Origin of the sequence: Arcobacter acticola (assembly GCF_013177675.1) — a bacterium.
Classification (GTDB): domain Bacteria; phylum Campylobacterota; class Campylobacteria; order Campylobacterales; family Arcobacteraceae; genus Aliarcobacter; species Aliarcobacter acticola.
Window position 1 is genome coordinate 227,705 of the sequence record NZ_CP042652.1, and the last position, 16,252, is coordinate 243,956.

Annotated in this window: 17 protein-coding genes; 5 read left to right on the top strand and 12 right to left on the bottom strand. The window is 28.1% G+C overall.

What is annotated here, in order from left to right:
* Positions 1 to 23: 23 nt before the first annotated feature.
* The 12 genes from AACT_RS01220 to rpsT all read right to left on the bottom strand — a co-directional run bounded on the left by AACT_RS01220 (position 24) and on the right by rpsT (position 10,746).
* Positions 24 to 1,409: a sensor histidine kinase gene (locus tag AACT_RS01220; protein WP_172124223.1), complete on the bottom strand. Its 1,386-nt coding sequence runs from the start codon at positions 1,407 to 1,409 to the stop codon at positions 24 to 26.
* On the bottom strand, positions 1,403 to 2,077 hold the full coding sequence (locus AACT_RS01225) for a response regulator transcription factor (protein ID WP_172124225.1): 675 nt from the start codon (positions 2,075 to 2,077) through the stop codon (positions 1,403 to 1,405). The genes AACT_RS01220 and AACT_RS01225 overlap by 7 nt, the downstream gene beginning before the upstream one ends.
* Entirely contained in the window at positions 2,070 to 2,519 is a 450-nt protein-coding gene (locus AACT_RS01230) for a phosphate-starvation-inducible PsiE family protein (protein WP_172124227.1), read from the bottom strand. Before AACT_RS01230 ends, AACT_RS01225 begins: the two co-directional genes overlap by 8 nt.
* Positions 2,520 to 2,540: 21 nt before the next feature.
* On the bottom strand, positions 2,541 to 3,209 hold the full coding sequence (locus AACT_RS01235) for a phosphate signaling complex PhoU family protein (protein ID WP_172124229.1): 669 nt from the start codon (positions 3,207 to 3,209) through the stop codon (positions 2,541 to 2,543).
* A complete protein-coding gene (pstB, locus tag AACT_RS01240; protein WP_172124231.1) occupies positions 3,209 to 3,982 on the bottom strand; it encodes a phosphate ABC transporter ATP-binding protein PstB in 774 nt (257 codons plus the stop codon). Before pstB ends, AACT_RS01235 begins: the two co-directional genes overlap by 1 nt.
* Positions 3,983 to 3,997: 15 nt before the next feature.
* Positions 3,998 to 5,185 (bottom strand): phosphate ABC transporter permease PstA, encoded by a 1,188-nt coding sequence (gene pstA, locus AACT_RS01245; RefSeq protein ID WP_172124233.1) that lies wholly within the window; start codon positions 5,183 to 5,185, stop codon positions 3,998 to 4,000.
* Positions 5,182 to 6,111 (bottom strand): phosphate ABC transporter permease subunit PstC, encoded by a 930-nt coding sequence (gene pstC / locus AACT_RS01250; RefSeq protein ID WP_172124235.1) that lies wholly within the window; start codon positions 6,109 to 6,111, stop codon positions 5,182 to 5,184. The genes pstA and pstC overlap by 4 nt, the downstream gene beginning before the upstream one ends.
* Positions 6,112 to 6,180: 69 nt before the next feature.
* Entirely contained in the window at positions 6,181 to 7,911 is a 1,731-nt protein-coding gene (locus AACT_RS01255; protein ID WP_172124237.1) for a GGDEF domain-containing protein, read from the bottom strand.
* A 123-nt stretch (positions 7,912 to 8,034) separates the two neighbouring features.
* Positions 8,035 to 9,090, bottom strand: a complete 1,056-nt coding sequence (locus AACT_RS01260; protein WP_172124239.1) for a substrate-binding domain-containing protein — start codon at positions 9,088 to 9,090, stop codon at positions 8,035 to 8,037.
* A gap of 94 nt (positions 9,091 to 9,184) precedes the next feature.
* A complete protein-coding gene (locus AACT_RS01265; RefSeq protein WP_172124241.1) occupies positions 9,185 to 9,403 on the bottom strand; it encodes a DUF1653 domain-containing protein in 219 nt (72 codons plus the stop codon).
* Positions 9,393 to 10,460, bottom strand: a complete 1,068-nt coding sequence (prfA, locus tag AACT_RS01270) for a peptide chain release factor 1 (RefSeq protein WP_172124243.1) — start codon at positions 10,458 to 10,460, stop codon at positions 9,393 to 9,395. Before prfA ends, AACT_RS01265 begins: the two co-directional genes overlap by 11 nt.
* A gap of 25 nt (positions 10,461 to 10,485) precedes the next feature.
* Entirely contained in the window at positions 10,486 to 10,746 is a 261-nt protein-coding gene (gene rpsT, locus AACT_RS01275) for a 30S ribosomal protein S20 (protein WP_172124245.1), read from the bottom strand.
* 83 nt (positions 10,747 to 10,829) lie between these two features.
* On the opposite strand from rpsT, the gene glmM reads away from it, so the two are divergent.
* The 5 genes from glmM (at position 10,830) to AACT_RS01300 (ending at position 16,136) form a co-directional block, all read left to right on the top strand.
* Entirely contained in the window at positions 10,830 to 12,164 is a 1,335-nt protein-coding gene (gene glmM / locus AACT_RS01280; protein WP_172124247.1) for a phosphoglucosamine mutase, read from the top strand.
* Positions 12,161 to 12,634 (top strand): signal peptidase II, encoded by a 474-nt coding sequence (gene lspA, locus AACT_RS01285; RefSeq protein WP_172124249.1) that lies wholly within the window; start codon positions 12,161 to 12,163, stop codon positions 12,632 to 12,634. Before glmM ends, lspA begins: the two co-directional genes overlap by 4 nt.
* A gap of 64 nt (positions 12,635 to 12,698) precedes the next feature.
* On the top strand, positions 12,699 to 13,979 hold the full coding sequence (locus AACT_RS01290; protein WP_172124251.1) for a 3-isopropylmalate dehydratase large subunit: 1,281 nt from the start codon (positions 12,699 to 12,701) through the stop codon (positions 13,977 to 13,979).
* A gap of 1 nt (position 13,980) precedes the next feature.
* Positions 13,981 to 14,586 (top strand): molybdenum cofactor guanylyltransferase MobA, encoded by a 606-nt coding sequence (mobA, locus tag AACT_RS01295; protein ID WP_172124253.1) that lies wholly within the window; start codon positions 13,981 to 13,983, stop codon positions 14,584 to 14,586.
* Between the two features lie 83 nt (positions 14,587 to 14,669).
* A complete protein-coding gene (locus tag AACT_RS01300) occupies positions 14,670 to 16,136 on the top strand; it encodes an NAD(P)/FAD-dependent oxidoreductase (protein ID WP_172124255.1) in 1,467 nt (488 codons plus the stop codon).
* The last annotated feature ends 116 nt before the right edge of the window (positions 16,137 to 16,252 follow it).

The window sequence follows — 16,252 nt, forward strand, 5'->3', positions numbered from 1 at the left end:
TTATTACTTAAATTAAGTATATATTAATATTTTATGCAAAATTTAGAACCTTTTCCAAATTCTGAGCTAATTTCAAGGCTAAAATTATGTAAAGAAAGAACAGCTTGTACAATAAATAGTCCAAGACCTAGGGAATTATTCCAACCATTATTTGATACCCTATAAAATTTGTGATTTATATTTTCTAATTCAAGTTCTTCTATTCCAATACCTTTATCAATGATACAAATTGAATTTTGAGAAATTTCAACTGTAACATCATCCTCTGAGTATTTTAAAGCATTTTCAATTAAGTTAGATATTGCCATGGAAATTAGAGTTTCATCAACTTTTAAAGTTATATCATCTCCTGAAATTTTAATCTCTCTATTTTTATATTTATCATTTAAATCACTTATACAATTTTCAACTAAAGTTTTAATAGAACAAGGCAATAGCAATATTTCTTGTTTACCTTCTTCTAGTTTTAGCGTGAGCCTTAGCTTATCAATTATTTGTGACATTTTATTTGCATTTGTATGAATTTTATTTAAAAATTTTTCTTTCATGGGCTGAGGCATTTGCTCATCATTCAAAATGGTTTCACTATAACCTGAAATAATTGCAATTGGATTTTTAAATTCATGGGATAATGCTGAAATTATTTCATCTTTTTGTCTATTAGCAAGTTTTAATTTTGCTGTTTGTTTTGCTTTTTGTTTTTCTTTCTTTTGGAGTTTTTCACCTACTTTATTTAGTAATTTAGCAATTTTATTAAATTCGTATGTATAATCTGAATTCAGTGTAAAAGATTGTTTTTTATTTGATAATTGTGTTAAAAAATATAAGATTGTATCAGTCTCTTTTTTTATTCTTAAACTAATAAAATATGTTGCTATAAAAACTATTATTAAGAAAAATGTAATAAATGAAAATATCTCAAGAGAAAGTTTTGTAAATTGATTATTTATTTTATCCGTATAATCAGCCATTCTAATAAAATATATTTTATTCTCAATAATGGTTTTTTTTGCAACATAAATTAAATCTTTTTTTACAGTATCAGATAATCTAGTATCTTTTCCTAAGCCTACATTTCTTGCTTGAATGATTTCTACTCTATTTGCATGATTTTTTATTTTTGAAATATCTTTGTCACTTTCAGCAATTACCTCTCCATCTTCAGCAATGATTGTAATTCTTAAGTTTAATTTAGAGTGCAATTCTTCAACAATGTTTGTAATATTGTGAATATCTTGCTTATCTTTTAACACAATGGATAAGGTATCAATATTTTGAATAAGATTTTTTTCTATTTGATCAAGATAAAGATTCTTTGTCCAAAAATATATTAAAAGACTTAATGTAATTAGGATTGCAAAAAATATTGAAATATATGTTCTAAAAAAAAGTTGATGAATCTTTAACAAAAAATATAACCTTCCCCTCTAACTGATTTAATATACTCTTTTGTTCCATCAGGATCGATTTTTGCTTTTAATCTTTTTATTGCCACATTTACAGTTTTAACTTTTTTATCAAAAGAGTCTTTCCATACACTATTTAATAAATGCTCTCGTGACATTAAAATATCTTTGTTTTTTACAAATTCTAATAATAAATCATGCTCAAGGTGAGTTAAGTCTATTTCATCATTATCAATATAAAATTTTTTATTTGATGCTTTGTAAACTATATCTTTTACTTTTAAAATTTCAATATCATGAGAAGTTCTTTTTATAACGGCTTTTACTCTTGCAATTAATTCTTTTAAGTTAAATGGTTTTGTTATATAATCATCAGCATGTGAATCAAAACCTTCTATTATATCTTCATCATTATCTTTAGCAGTTACATAAATAACAGGATTAGAATAACCTTGTTTTTTTATTTCATTTATAAAAGTAGTTCCTTCAATTCCTGGAAGGTTTCTATCCATTAGTATTAAATCAATTTGTTCTTCATCTAATACTTTTCTTACGTTATTATCAATAGTTAAAAAACCTATTGTTTCATAACCTTCTTTTTGAAGTGTATATTCAAGTAATTCTAAAATATCTTCTTCATCTTCTATTATTAATATAAGTTTATTATTCATTCGAATTTGACTCTTTTGTTGTTTGAATTGTTTTACTAGGTCTATCATCATCATATTCGATTACTGTATCTTTAGAAATTTTAATAATGCCTGGTGAGAATTTGATTGCAAGTATTCTAAATATGAAAAAGACAAAAATTACAAATAATAAAAAAGATATATCAAAATAGTCTCTATTCTTATTTGTTGTTAGAATAATAACATCTCTAATTAAAAAAATGATAAAAATATCAATTACATATCTTAGTCGTAAAGTTTCTCTTTTAATAAAATCTGAAATCATTTTTACAACTTCCATAATAACAATAAATTCTAACATCAGGATAATTGCTTTATAGAAATCTATACCTGCAACAAGAATTCCCATAAAAATTATTGTTGCAGCTAGTACCTCGAAGTTTGTGCTAAAGTAGTTTTTTATTTTATTTATAGCTTTTTTCATTCCTAAAGTATATCATAAAAATTATGATTGTACTATATCTCCTCCAACTTGAGCAAACTGTAATAGATTAGCTATAGATACAGCTCTATCAGCTATTTTCTCCAGTCTTCTTAAAGCACTTAATATGTCAAAATATTCTTTTGATAAGTCTAAATTTTTAGAGATTAGTTTTAAAATATTTTTTTCAACCATTAGATATAAATCATCTGTTTTACTCTCTTCAACTATAACTCTATGATATTTTTCTTCAATATGTTTAGAGTTTGTTTCATCAATAATTGATATTGATGTTTGTAATGACAATAATGCAGATTTTAATAAAGGAATTGCATATTCTAAAATTGTACTCGTATTTAAATCTTCACTAAATGATTTTTTAAATTGTTTTGCAAAATCTTTTGCATTTGAACCTGTTCTTACTAATTCATTTGTAATCTTTAAAAATGAAACCAACTGTCTTAAATCTGTTGCTTCTGGTGAATATAAAGCTAAAGTTGTTACAATTAAATTATCAATTTCATTTGATTTGATTTGTAACTTTTTTTCAGTAATTTCAATATTTTTTAAATCGTTGATATTATTATCTTTTAATGCTTTTAGGCATAATTCTAATGATTCAACAACTTCTGTTCCTACTTTTAGGATTTCATCTTTTATATTTTGTAATTTTTGCTCATAAGGCTTTAACATTATCCAAATCTCCCTGTAATATAATCTTCTGTTTTTTTATTATGTGGATTAACAAAAATAGTTTCTGTTTCATCATACTCAATCAATTTACCTAAGTGAAAAAAGGCTGTATAATCTGCAACTCTTGCTGCTTGTTGCATATTATGAGTAACTGTAATAATGGTATAATCATTTTTTAATTCAAGCATTAAAGCTTCAATTTTTTCAGTACTAATAGGGTCAAGTGCAGATGTAGGCTCATCCATTAATATAACTTGTGGTTTAATTGCAATAGTTCTTGCAATACAAAGTCTTTGTTGTTGACCTCCTGAAAGTGATGTTCCTGGTTGATTTAATTTATCTTTTACTTCATTCCAAAGTCCCGATTTAATAAGAGATGTTTCTACTAATTCATCACACTCTTTACCTTTTTTTACAATTCCATGTTTTAATGGAGCATAAGCCACATTGTCATAGATTGATTTAGGAAAAGGGTTAGGTTGTTGAAAAACCATTCCTATTCTTTTTCTAACACTTACTTCATCAACATCTTTATCATAGATGTTTTTATTATCAATTACAATTGAACCATCAATCTTAACGATTGGGATTAAGTCATTCATTCTATTTATACATCTTAAAAACGTAGATTTTCCACATCCTGAAGGACCTATTAATGCTGTTATTTTATTTTCATATAAACTAGCCGTAATATCAAACAAAGCTTGATTTGTTCCATAAAATAAATTTAAGTTTTTTACGTCTATTTTAATTTTGTTATCATTTATTATCATTTTAATTTTTCCTTCTTACCATTTAACTTCGAATTTTTTTCTTAAATAAATTGCTATTGCATTTAATGAAATTAGTATTGTTAATAATACCATAATACCAGCTGCTGTTTTTTCTATATAAGTACCCTCTGGCATCCCAGCCCATGTAAATAACTGTGCGGGCATAACAGTTGCTGCTTGTGTTACCATTGTTGGAGCATCTGGAATAAATGCAATCATTCCTATAATAATCAATGGAGCTGTTTCTCCCATCGCCTGTGCTAAACCAATAATAGAACCTGTTAATACACCTGGAAATGCTAAAGGTAAAACATGGTCACGTGTCACTTGAATTTTATTTAATCCTAATCCATATCCAGCTTGTCTTATACTATCTGGAACGGCTCTTAAAGCTGCTCGTGAACTAACTATTATAATAGGTAGTGTCATAAGTGCAAGTGTTAAACCTCCAACTAAAGGTGAGCTTCTTGGCATTCCAAAAAGATTAATGAAAATAGCAAGTCCTAAAAGACCAAATAAAATAGAAGGTATTGCTGCAAGATTATTGATGTTTATTTCAATAAATCTTGTAAATTTATTATCACCTGCAAACTCTTCTAAATAAATTGCTGTCATTACTCCAATTGGAAAGGCAACAATCATAGTGATAATCAAAGTTAAAACTGAACCTATCATTGCAGAATATAAACCTGCATATTCAGGAATTTTTGAATCTCCATTTGTAAAGAAAACTGTATTAAATCTTTTTTCAATCAAACCTTGAGCATATAGTTCATCAACTAAAGCAATATTTTTACTTTTTAGTTTATTATAATGACCTTTAAGATATTGATCAACTTGATCGTCTGCTAGAACCCAAGTTTCTTTTGTAGTATTCATTAATTCTGGATTTTGTTTTACAAAATTTGGTACATCTCTTAACCAAGCTCTTGAAACAACGTTTCTATATTTACTTTCAACAGCATATCTACTATCTGCTAGTGTGCTTTCATTATAAGTTACATCAACTTTTATATAAGCTACATTAAAAGCAGGAAGACCTTTTCCAACTATATCAAATAAAAAGAAAGCTAAAAATGCAATAGAAAAGATTAATGAAGTTAATGTAAACTTTTTAAATCTATTTGCACTAGCATGTCTTGCTTTTAATGCTGGGTCATAAAATGGATTATCTTGTTTATTTTTCTTTTTTCTTTTAATCATAATGTGTTCACTTTATATTTTTCTTTAAATTTTCTAATAAGAGATAATGAAATCATATTTAGAATTAATGTAACGATGAATAGGATAAGTCCTAAAGCAAATGCAGAAAGAGTTTCAGGTGAATTAAACTCAAAATCTCCAACCAATGAATTAACAATAGTAACTGTTACAGTTGTCATATCTTCAAGTGGATTCCAAGAAAGATTTGGTCTTAAACCTGCTGCCATAACAACAATCATTGTTTCACCCAATGCTTTTGACAGACCAAGAAGTGAAGCTGAAATAATTCCTGGCATTGCAGATGGTAAAACAATGTTTCTAATAGTTTCACCATGTGTCATCCCAAGTCCAAAAGCTGCTTTTCTTTGACTATCTGGAACTGCTCTTATAACATCATCTGAAAGTGATGAAATAACAGGAATAATCATAATTCCCATTACAATTCCAGATGCAAGCGCTGAGTTAAATGTAGCTTCAAGCCCTACAGATTCAGCAATTTTTACAACTAATGGTGCAACAGTAATTGCGGCAAAGAAACCATAAACAACTGTTGGAATACCTGCTAATACTTCTAGCATTGGCTTTAAATAATCTCTTACTTTTGGACTTGCATATTCACTCATATAAATAGCACTTCCTAATCCAATAGGAATCGCAACTGCTAATGCAATAATTGTAATTACAAAAGTACCTGCGAAAATTGGAAGTGCACCAAATTGGCTTCCTATAACACCTGGAGACCATACGGTTCCTGTTATAAAATACCAAAAACTTCTAAGTTTAAAGAACTCAATTGCCTCAAATAATATTGAAAATAAAATTCCAAATGTAGTTAAAATTGAAATAGCAGCAGCACCAATTAAAGCAAATTTAATTAGTTTTTCATTAAGTTCTCTCTGTTTTTTTCTAGATTCAAAAGTGCTCAATACCTTTGCCTTTGTATTAAATTTAATGAAAGTCTAGAAGAACTTGATTACAGTATGGTTACATGGAAATTAAAGTATGCTAGAAATAGGTTCTCTTGAACCTTTAGAAGCTTTTTTTAGTATGTTAAGAGTATTGTCAAAATTGGAGATATTTGACTTAGAATTTATCTCAATAATTGCAGCTGATACAGATAATAAGTCAAACCTTCTTTCCATATTAAATCTATCTTTAGATAATATAAAGCCATTTTCTTTATCTGTTTTTTTGTAGATATTTTCAGCTGTTGATTTAAACTCTTTTTGAACTTCTTGAGTTAGATTTAAAATATCTTGATATTTATGATCTTTTAATCCAACAAAAAAGTCATCTCCCCCAATATGAGCAATAAAAGCATCTTTAGGGTATCTTTTTTGTAATAGTTCTGAGAAAATTAAAATAGCACGATCTCCTTGTCTAAATCCATAAATATCATTAAAAGGTTTAAAATCATTAAAATCAAAATATATAATATGAGTAATATTCTTTTGATTTTTCTTTAGAGTTTTCTCTATATATTTCTCAATTTGATTATTACCTGGTAACTTTGTAAGAGGATTTTGATTAGTAGCAATTTCAATATTTCTCTTATAAGATAAGGTAAGTAGTGAATTTAAATTTATAAATCCTTTGTATTTACCTGATTGTGTGATAAATATACCTAAAGAATCTTTTGATTTGAGATTATACATTTCTAGAATTTTGTCAATACCCCACGATATTTCAACACTAAGTGCTGGTTTGATATATTTAATCAAAGATGAAGAGTATGTCATATTTTGTGCAAGTGATAATCCATATTGTGAATATGAAATTTTCTTTATATCACTTTCATAGATTATTCCTAAAAAGTTTTCAAAGTCATCTACAATTGGAACAAAATTATTCTTTGTATCTTCTTTGAAGTGAACAAATAAATTATATAAAGAAGTATTAATATCAAGAGCAATAATAGATTCAATAAATTCACTGTCTATTGAGGCATTTCCATTTGCTCTTTTATCATCATTTATAAGACTTACTATATTTGGATATATGTTTTTAATTTCATTAATATCTAAAGTAGGATATTGTACTAAATATCCTTGAATAAAATCAGCTCCAATATCTTTGCAAGTATAAAATTCTTTTGCAGTTTCAATACCTTCTGCGATTACTTGCATTCCCATTATATGGGCCATTTCAATTATTGATGAACAAAATAGTTTTTTCTTTGAATCCTGATCAATATTTGTAATAAAGAATCTATCTAGTTTTATTACATGTGCTTCACTAAAATATAAAAGTTTAAGTCCAGATACACCAATACCAAAATCATCAATAGCTATTGAATATCCACTTTCTTTATATTTTTGAATCATAGATGAAAGGGCATTTTGCTCTATTGCTGTACCTTTTTCACTTAGTTCAAAACAGATTCTATTTTTATCTAATTTATATTTGTCTAAAATCTTTGCTGTATTACCTTGAGTATATTTTTTATTGTAAATTATTCTATTGTCTAAATTATAAAATATTTTCAGATTTTCGATTTCAATATTTGAAAATTTACTAATTGCTTTTTCTCTTAGTTGTAAGTCTAATTCATATAAGAAATCATCATTAAATGCTTTATCGAATAAATCATCAATACAATTTAATCCATCTATATTTTGAACACCTCTAACTAAAGCTTCAACAGCGTAAATCTTCCCTGTATGAGAATAAATAATAGGTTGAAAGGCATAGTCTAGTTTTGCAATTATTTCATTCCACTTTTGCATATATACCTTAATAATTTTATTATTAAGCCCTTATCTCTTCGTTCGCGTAAACAGATAAAAACTTAATAATAAAATTTGTTGTTGAATTTTTTTAATAAAGAAGAGAGTTTCTCTCCTTTATTTTTAGTGTTTTAAAGCTTCTAAAGTTAATTTCTCATTATTCATAACTTTTGTTCTAGCAGCACTTCTAACATCATCAGGTAAAACAATAAGACCTAATTCTTTTAAAATTCCATCTTTTCCAATCATTTTCTCAGACATAAATAAGTTTGTATAATCATTTAAAGGTTTAACATCTTTTGCATGTGAATTTTTGATATAGAAAAACATAGATCTTGCAATTGGGTATTTACCAGAAGAGATAGTTTCAGCTGTAGGCATTGTATTATCAATACTTAATCCAACAACTTTATCTTTATTCTCTTCTAAGAATGAGTAACCAAAAATACCGATAGCAGCTTCATTTTTTGTTAATTTTTGAACGATTAAGTTGTCATTTTCTCCAGATTCAACATAAACACCATCAGTTCTAATTACAGAATAAGCTTTATATTTTTTGTTAGCTTTTTCATCAGCTTTATAAAGGTTTGTATAAACATCCATTTTTTCAAAAACATGTTGTAATACTAATTCTTCGAATGAATCTCTAGTTCCTGAAGATTTTGGTGGTCCATAAACAATAATTTCTCTTTCTGGTAAAGATGCATCAATATCTGACCATTTTTTATATGGATTTGCAATTAATGATTTTCCATCAGTTGATGGAACTTCTGCTGCAACTGCCAATGCTAATTGAGCTTTTGTTACGTTAAAAGCTTTTACACTTGCAGATTGAGAAATTGCAATTCCATCAAATCCAATAATAGCTTCAGTGATATCAGTTACACCATTTTCTTGACACATTGTAAATTCTTTGTCTTTCATTCTTCTTGATGCATTAGTAATATCAGGAGTATCTATATCATTTCCAGCACAAAATAATTTCATACCTCCACCTGTACCTGTTGATTCAACAACTGGAGTTGGGAATTTTGTAGTTGCACCAAATTCTTCAGCTACTGAAGATGAAAAAGGATAAACAGTTGAAGAACCAACGATTTTAATTTGATCTCTTGCAGATAAAGTTGTTGCTAATAAAGCACTTGCGAATAAAGCCATAGATGTTTTTTTGAATGTCATATTTTTCTCCATAAATTTTTTATGTTGAAAGTTTAATGATTTCTGGTTACATTTTGGTTACTCAAGATATTCTGAGTGAGTTAATAATTATAGCTTATTTATTTGATTTAGTGAATTTTTCTTCAAATTCTTTGTAAGCTCTTACGAATAGTTCTTCACAATTATTTGGTTTATAAACTATTGCATTTACCCAAATATCATTTTCTTGGATTTTGCAAAAGTATAAAGTAGTGTAAGATTCTTTGTTCTTGTAGTGTGTATAAGTTTTGTTTAGTTCAATCATATTAAAAAAAGCTAATGGATTATAATCCATTAGCCTCGATAAGTCTAGATTGATGATCAGCAATAAGAGGATCAATTACTTCATCAAATAGACCATCATTCATGATGTAATCAAGTCTATATAAAGTCAAGGTGATTCGATGATCACTGATTCTATTTTGTGGATAATTATATGTTCTAATTCTTCCACTTCTATCACCAGTACCAACTTGTTCTTTTCTAGTAGCACCTTCTGATTCCATTTTCTTTTGAGTCTCAATATCGCAAAGTTTAGCTTTTAAAACTTTCATAGCTCTATCTTTGTTTTTATGTTGAGACTTTTGATCCTGGTTGGTAACTACAATTCCAGAAGGAATATGAGTGATTCTAACGGCTGAATCTGTAGTATTTACAGATTGACCACCATTACCACTGGCTCTCATAACATCAATTTTTAAATCATTTGGATCAATTTCAACTTCTACATCATCAACTTCTGGCATAACTGCTACAGTTATTGCTGATGTATGAACTCTACCTTGTGATTCTGTTGCAGGAACTCTTTGAACTCTATGTGTACCACCTTCGAATTTTAACTTCGAATAAACATGGTCACCTTTAACTAGAATTACAACTTCCTTATATCCACCAGATTCACTCTCACTAGAGCTCATGATTTCAACTTTCCAATTATTGTTTTCTGCATATCTTAAATAACCTCTGAAAAGGTCACCAACAAAGATAGCAGCTTCATCGCCACCTGCACCTGCTCTTAACTCTAAATAAATATTTTTATCGTCATTAGGATCTTTTGGAATCATTAAGAATTTAATTTCATCTTCTAAGATAGGTTTTCTTGTTTCTAATTCTTTAAGTTCTTCTTTTGCTAATTCTCCAAGTTCTGGATCATCTAACATAGATTTATTTTCGTCAATGTCATCCATTAACTTAATATACTCTCTTGCTTTAGTAACAATAGGTTGCATGTTAGACTGCTCTTTAGAAAGATCAGTCATTCTTTTTATATCATTTGTAATATCAGGAGCCATCAATAAATTATTGATCTCTTCGTGTCTATTAATAAATGGTAGTAATCTGTTTTTTAACATATATATATTTTAGTTTATATTCAAATTATATAGCGTTAACTTTGATTTGTAATCTACCAACTTTTCTTGATGCAGTTTCTTTTTTAAGAACACCTTTAGATACACAATGGTGTAAATATTTGTTTGCAGTTTTCATTGTTTCGATTGCTTTTTCTTTATCAGCTGATTCGATTGCTGCTAATACATTTTTTGTAACATTTTTGATTCTAGTTTTATAAAATCTATTTCTTTCAGTTTTAACTGCAGTCTGTCTTGCTCTTTTTTCAGAAGATTTGTGATTTGCCATTTTATTTAACCTCTTTGTAAAATTTTTAAGGGTAGAATATTACCTAAAGTATCTTAAACAAAGTTTAATTTTAGGAAGATTTAATGAAACTATTCGGAACTGATGGAGTTAGAGGGAAAGCTGGTGATTTTTTAGATGCCATGACAGTGCTAAAATTAGCTAAAGCTGCAGGCATTTATTTTAGAAAACATTCAACAACTAAGAAAATTCTTGTGGGGAAAGACACAAGACGAAGTGGTTATATGATAGAAAATGCACTTGTAAGTGGTTTAACAGCTGTTGGTTATGATGTAATTCAAATTGGTCCAATGCCAACACCTGCAATTGCATATTTAACAGAGTCAATGAGATGTGATGCAGGAATTATGATTTCGGCCTCACACAATCCTTATGAAGATAATGGTATCAAATTTTTTGATAATCATGGAAACAAGTTAAGTGTTGCTTGTGAAAAAGCAATTGAAGATATATTTAATGATAATGACGCAATGATAAATGAGCAAGTAACAGGTAGAGATATTGGAGCTTCAAAAAGAATCGATGATGTAATTGGAAGATATATTGTTTCAATAAAAAGTTCATTTCCAAAAGATTTATCTCTTCATGGACTAAGAATAGTTCTTGACTGTGCAAATGGTGCTGCTTATAAAGTTGGACCTACTATTTTAGAAGAATTAGGTGCTGACGTAATTGTAATTAATAATAAACCAAATGGATTTAATATTAATGAAAATTGTGGGGCTATGCATCCAGAAGCTACTGCAAAATTAGTACGTGAGTATAGAGCTGATATTGGTTTAGCACTTGATGGCGATGCAGATAGATTAGTAGTAATTGATGATAAAGGTGAAATCGTTGATGGAGACAAACTAATTGGTGCTTTATGTAAATATTTAAATGAGAGAAAATTACTTCAAGGTAATGCTTGCGTTGCTACTGTAATGTCAAATAAAGCTTTAGAAGATTATTTAGCAAAAGATAAAATAGAATTATATAGATCAGATGTAGGGGATAAATATGTTCTTGAAGTTATGCAAGCAAAAGGTATAAACTTTGGTGGTGAGCAAAGTGGACATATTATTTTCTCTGATGTTGCAAAAACAGGAGATGGATTAGCATCTGCTTTACAAGTTTTAGCTTTAGTTTTAAAATCAGGTAAGAAAGCTAGTGAAGTATTAAATCCTTTTTCTTTATATCCACAAATTTTACATAATATGAAAGTAACTGAAAAAATTCCTCTTGATAAACTAGAAGGTTTAGAAGCTATTTTAAAACCTATTAGAGAAAAAGGAATTAGAGATTTAATTAGATACTCTGGAACAGAAAACAAAATTAGATTACTTCTTGAAGGTAAAAAGAAAAAAGATGTTGAAGAAAGTATGGAAACTTTAATAGCATTTTTCAAAAAGGTATTATGAAAAAGAAATTAGTAATAGCAATATATTTATTTATAACAATTTTTATATTAGATCAAGTTGTTAAATATGGCTTTGCTAATTTAGCTTGGGATGTAGACGGTCCTTATATGTCATTAAAATTGGCATATAATTATGGAGTTGCTTTTTCAATGTTTTCATTTTTGGAACATAATTTAAAATATATTCAACTTTTAATTATAGTAATTGCAACAATTTACTTATTAAAAAACAAAGATGTTTTTGATGAGTATTATTTATCTATTGCACTTTTATATGCAGGTGGACTATCAAATATCCTAGATAGGTTTACCTATGGTGGTGTAGTAGATTATTTTTATTGGCATTATGGTTTTGAATTTGCTATATTTAATATAGCTGATGTGATAATAAATATGGCAGTTGCTTTGATTATTTATAAGCAAATAAAACAAATAAGAGAAGAAAAAAAGCAAAAAAACATCAAATCTTAGATTTGTAGCTTAAAATTAATTTAGCTATAATCCAAGAAATATTAGAAATGACAGGAAAATTGAAATGGGTCAAACAATAACAGAAAAGATTTTTAGTGAGCATGTAGGAAAAGAAGTATATGCAGGAGAAATAGTTAGAAGTCCGATTGATATGGTAATTGGAAATGATATTACAACTCCAATTTCTATTAAAGCATTTGAAGATGGTGGTTTTGAAAAACTTGTAAATCCAGAAGGTTTTGCAATTGTTCTTGATCACTTTATTCCAGCAAAAGATATTGCATCAGCAAATCAAGCAAAAATATCAAGAGATTTTGCTTATAAACATAATTTAAAATATTTCTTTGATGAAAAAGATATGGGAATTGAGCATGCGCTTTTACCTGAAAAAGGTTTAGTATTACCAGGTGATGTTATTATTGGTGCAGATTCACATACATGTACACATGGAGCTTTAGGTGCATTTTCTACAGGTATGGGAAGTACAGATATCTCTTTTGGAATGATTACAGGTGGTAACTGGTTTAAAGTTCCTGAATCAATTAAAGTTGTATTCAAAGGAAAACCAGGTCCTTATGTAACTGGAAAAGATTTAATTTTAGAAATAATTAGAATTTTAGGTGTTGATGGAGCTTTATATAAAGCTTTAGAATTCACAGGTGATACAATTGCTTACTTAAGTATGGATGATAGGTTTTCATTATGTAATATGGCAATTGAAGCAGGAGCTAAAAATGGTATTGTTGCATATGATGATGTTACAAAAGAATTTTTAGATACTGTTGGTGCAAATAACAATGGATTAAGAGCAGAGCCAAAAATTCATTATTCAGATGCTGATGCTATATATTGTCAAGTGATTGAAATTGATGTTGAAGCATTAAATCCTGTAATTGCATATCCTTTCTTACCATCAAATGGACACTCTGTAAATCAAGCTGTAATTGATGATATCAAAGTTGACCAAGTATTTATTGGATCTTGTACTAATGGAAGATTATCAGATTTTAAAGTTGCAGCTGAAATTTTAGAAGGTAAAAAAGTAGCACGACATGTAAGATTAATAGTAACTCCTGGAACTCAAAAAATTCTAAGAGATGCACAAAAAGCTGGATATATTGATATATTAGTTGATGCAGGTGCAGTTGTATCAAATCCAACTTGTGGAGCATGTTTAGGTGGATATATGGGTATTTTAGGTGATGGTGAAGTTTGTATCTCTACAACAAATAGAAACTTTGTTGGAAGAATGGGATCAAGATCTTCAAAAATTTATTTAGCAAATAGTGCAGTTGCAGCAGCATCTGCTATTTCTGGATATATTACAGATCCTAGAAGTTTATAATATGACAAATCCTCCATTCTTTGAAATTACCTGTGTAATTTTATGTGGAGGGAAAAGCTCTCGAATGGGAGAAGATAAATCTCTTCTTCCCTTTGCCTCTTCAAAATCTCTTACTCAATATCAGTATGATAGATTAAAACCTTATTTTAAAAATATTTATCTTTCTTCAAAAATTAATAAGTTTGATTTTATAAATAATGAAAAAATTATTTTTGATGAAAATAAAGATATTTTTTCGCCAATTTTAGCTTTACAAACTATATTTAAAGAATTAAATAATCAAAAAGTTTTTATTATAACTGTTGACACTCCTTTTGTTTCATTAGAGTCAATTTCAAAATTAATTAATGATTCAAAGCATGTAGATATTTGTGTTGCAAAAACAGAAAAAGTTCACAATTTATGTGGAGTATTTTCATCTAATATAAGTGAAAGTATTAATACAATGATAAAATCCGATATACATAAAATAGGTTATTTACTAAAAAATAATAATACAAAAATGATTGAATTCCAAAATGATGATGAATTTATGAATATAAATAATAAAGAAGACTACTCAAACTCACTTATTTTTATAAGTAAAAATAATAATTCTAATAAGTAAAAAAACATATCTCATAAGTATCTTATTATATCTTTTTTGCTATGCTAATGTTATACTCATTATCATAAATAAAGGAAGCTATTATGGCAAAAAATGAACTAGAAAAAGCATTAGAACTAGTTGATTCAGAAATAAAGAAATCAGGAATTTCAAGAAGGGAAGCTTTTAAATTAGCAGGATTAGGGAGTGCCGCTTATTTAATGGGTGGAAGTGAAGCAGAAGCAAGCACTGAATTAAGAGCTAGTGAAGCAACAGGTAAAATACTTATCATTGGTGGTGGACTTGCTGGTATTTCAACAGCTGCAAGACTTGTAAATACTTTATCAAATCCTGATATTACAATTATTGAGCCAAATCCAAAATCAGTTTCTTATCAACCAGGAACTACACTAATAGCATCAGGTGTTTATACAAAAGCAGATATTGATTATAACACTAGTGATTTTATACCAAAAGGTGTGACTGTTCTTAAGGATAGAGCAATTGATTTTAATCCAGAATCTAATAGTGTTGCATTAGAGTCTGGTGATACAATTACATATGATTTTTTAATTGTAGCTGCTGGAATTACTTTAGATTATGGATCAATTAAAGGATTAGAAGAAATTGGAGATGCTTATTCTTCTGGAGATGCATCTAAAATTCTAAAAGTTTTTGGAGATTCAGGAGTAACATCTGTTTATAATATTGATTCATCTGTTGCTATGTGGACTCAAATGCAAAAGTTTATAGAAAAAGCTAAAAATGGACAAAAAGTTAAAGGTGTATTTACAGATCCAGAAACTGCAATTAAATGTGGTGGAGCACCTAAAAAAGTAATGTATCTTACAAATGCAAGATTAGTTGAAGCAGGTGCTAGAGAAAATGCTGAGTTAACTTTTTATCCAGATGGTGGAAAACTATTTGGTGTTAAAGAGTATGCAGATGCTATAGAAAAACAATTTATTGCAAGAGATATGAAATGGAATTTTAACCATAATTTAATTGGTGTAGATATTGCTAAAAAAACTGCAACTTTTGACAAGCATTGGCAAGAAAAAGGTGCTTATGATAAAGATTTAGAAGAGTACGAAATGGTTACAAAAAACTTAAATGTAGAAGTACCTTTTGATTTCTTACATATAACACCACCACAAAAAGCACCTGATGAAATTGGGAAATCAGCAATTGGATCTGCAAAAGGTTGGGTTCCTGTTAATAAAGAAACTTTACAACATGTAAAATATAATAATATATTTGCATTAGGTGATATTGCAGCTGTTCCTATGGGTAAAACAGGTGGTACAGTTAGAAAACAATACAAAGTATTAGTAGATAACTTAATTTCTGTAATGGAAGGAAAAGAGCCAACAGCTAAATTTGGTGGATATACAGTTTGTCCTCTTATTACTGATATTGGAAAAGTAATGTTAGCGGAGTTTGATTGGACAGCTAAACCAACACCATCTTTCCCTCTTGATCCAACACAAGAAAGATACCTATGGTGGTTATTAAAAGTTTATTTACTTAAACCAATGACACAATATGGAATGTTAAGTGGAAAAGCATAGAGTTTAAATTGAAAAAGGAATTAATAATCTTTATAGTGATTACATTAGTTTTAACTATAGTTTTTCACCATAAAGAATTTCTAGAATATCCACTTCAACATCTAAAAAATTTTCCC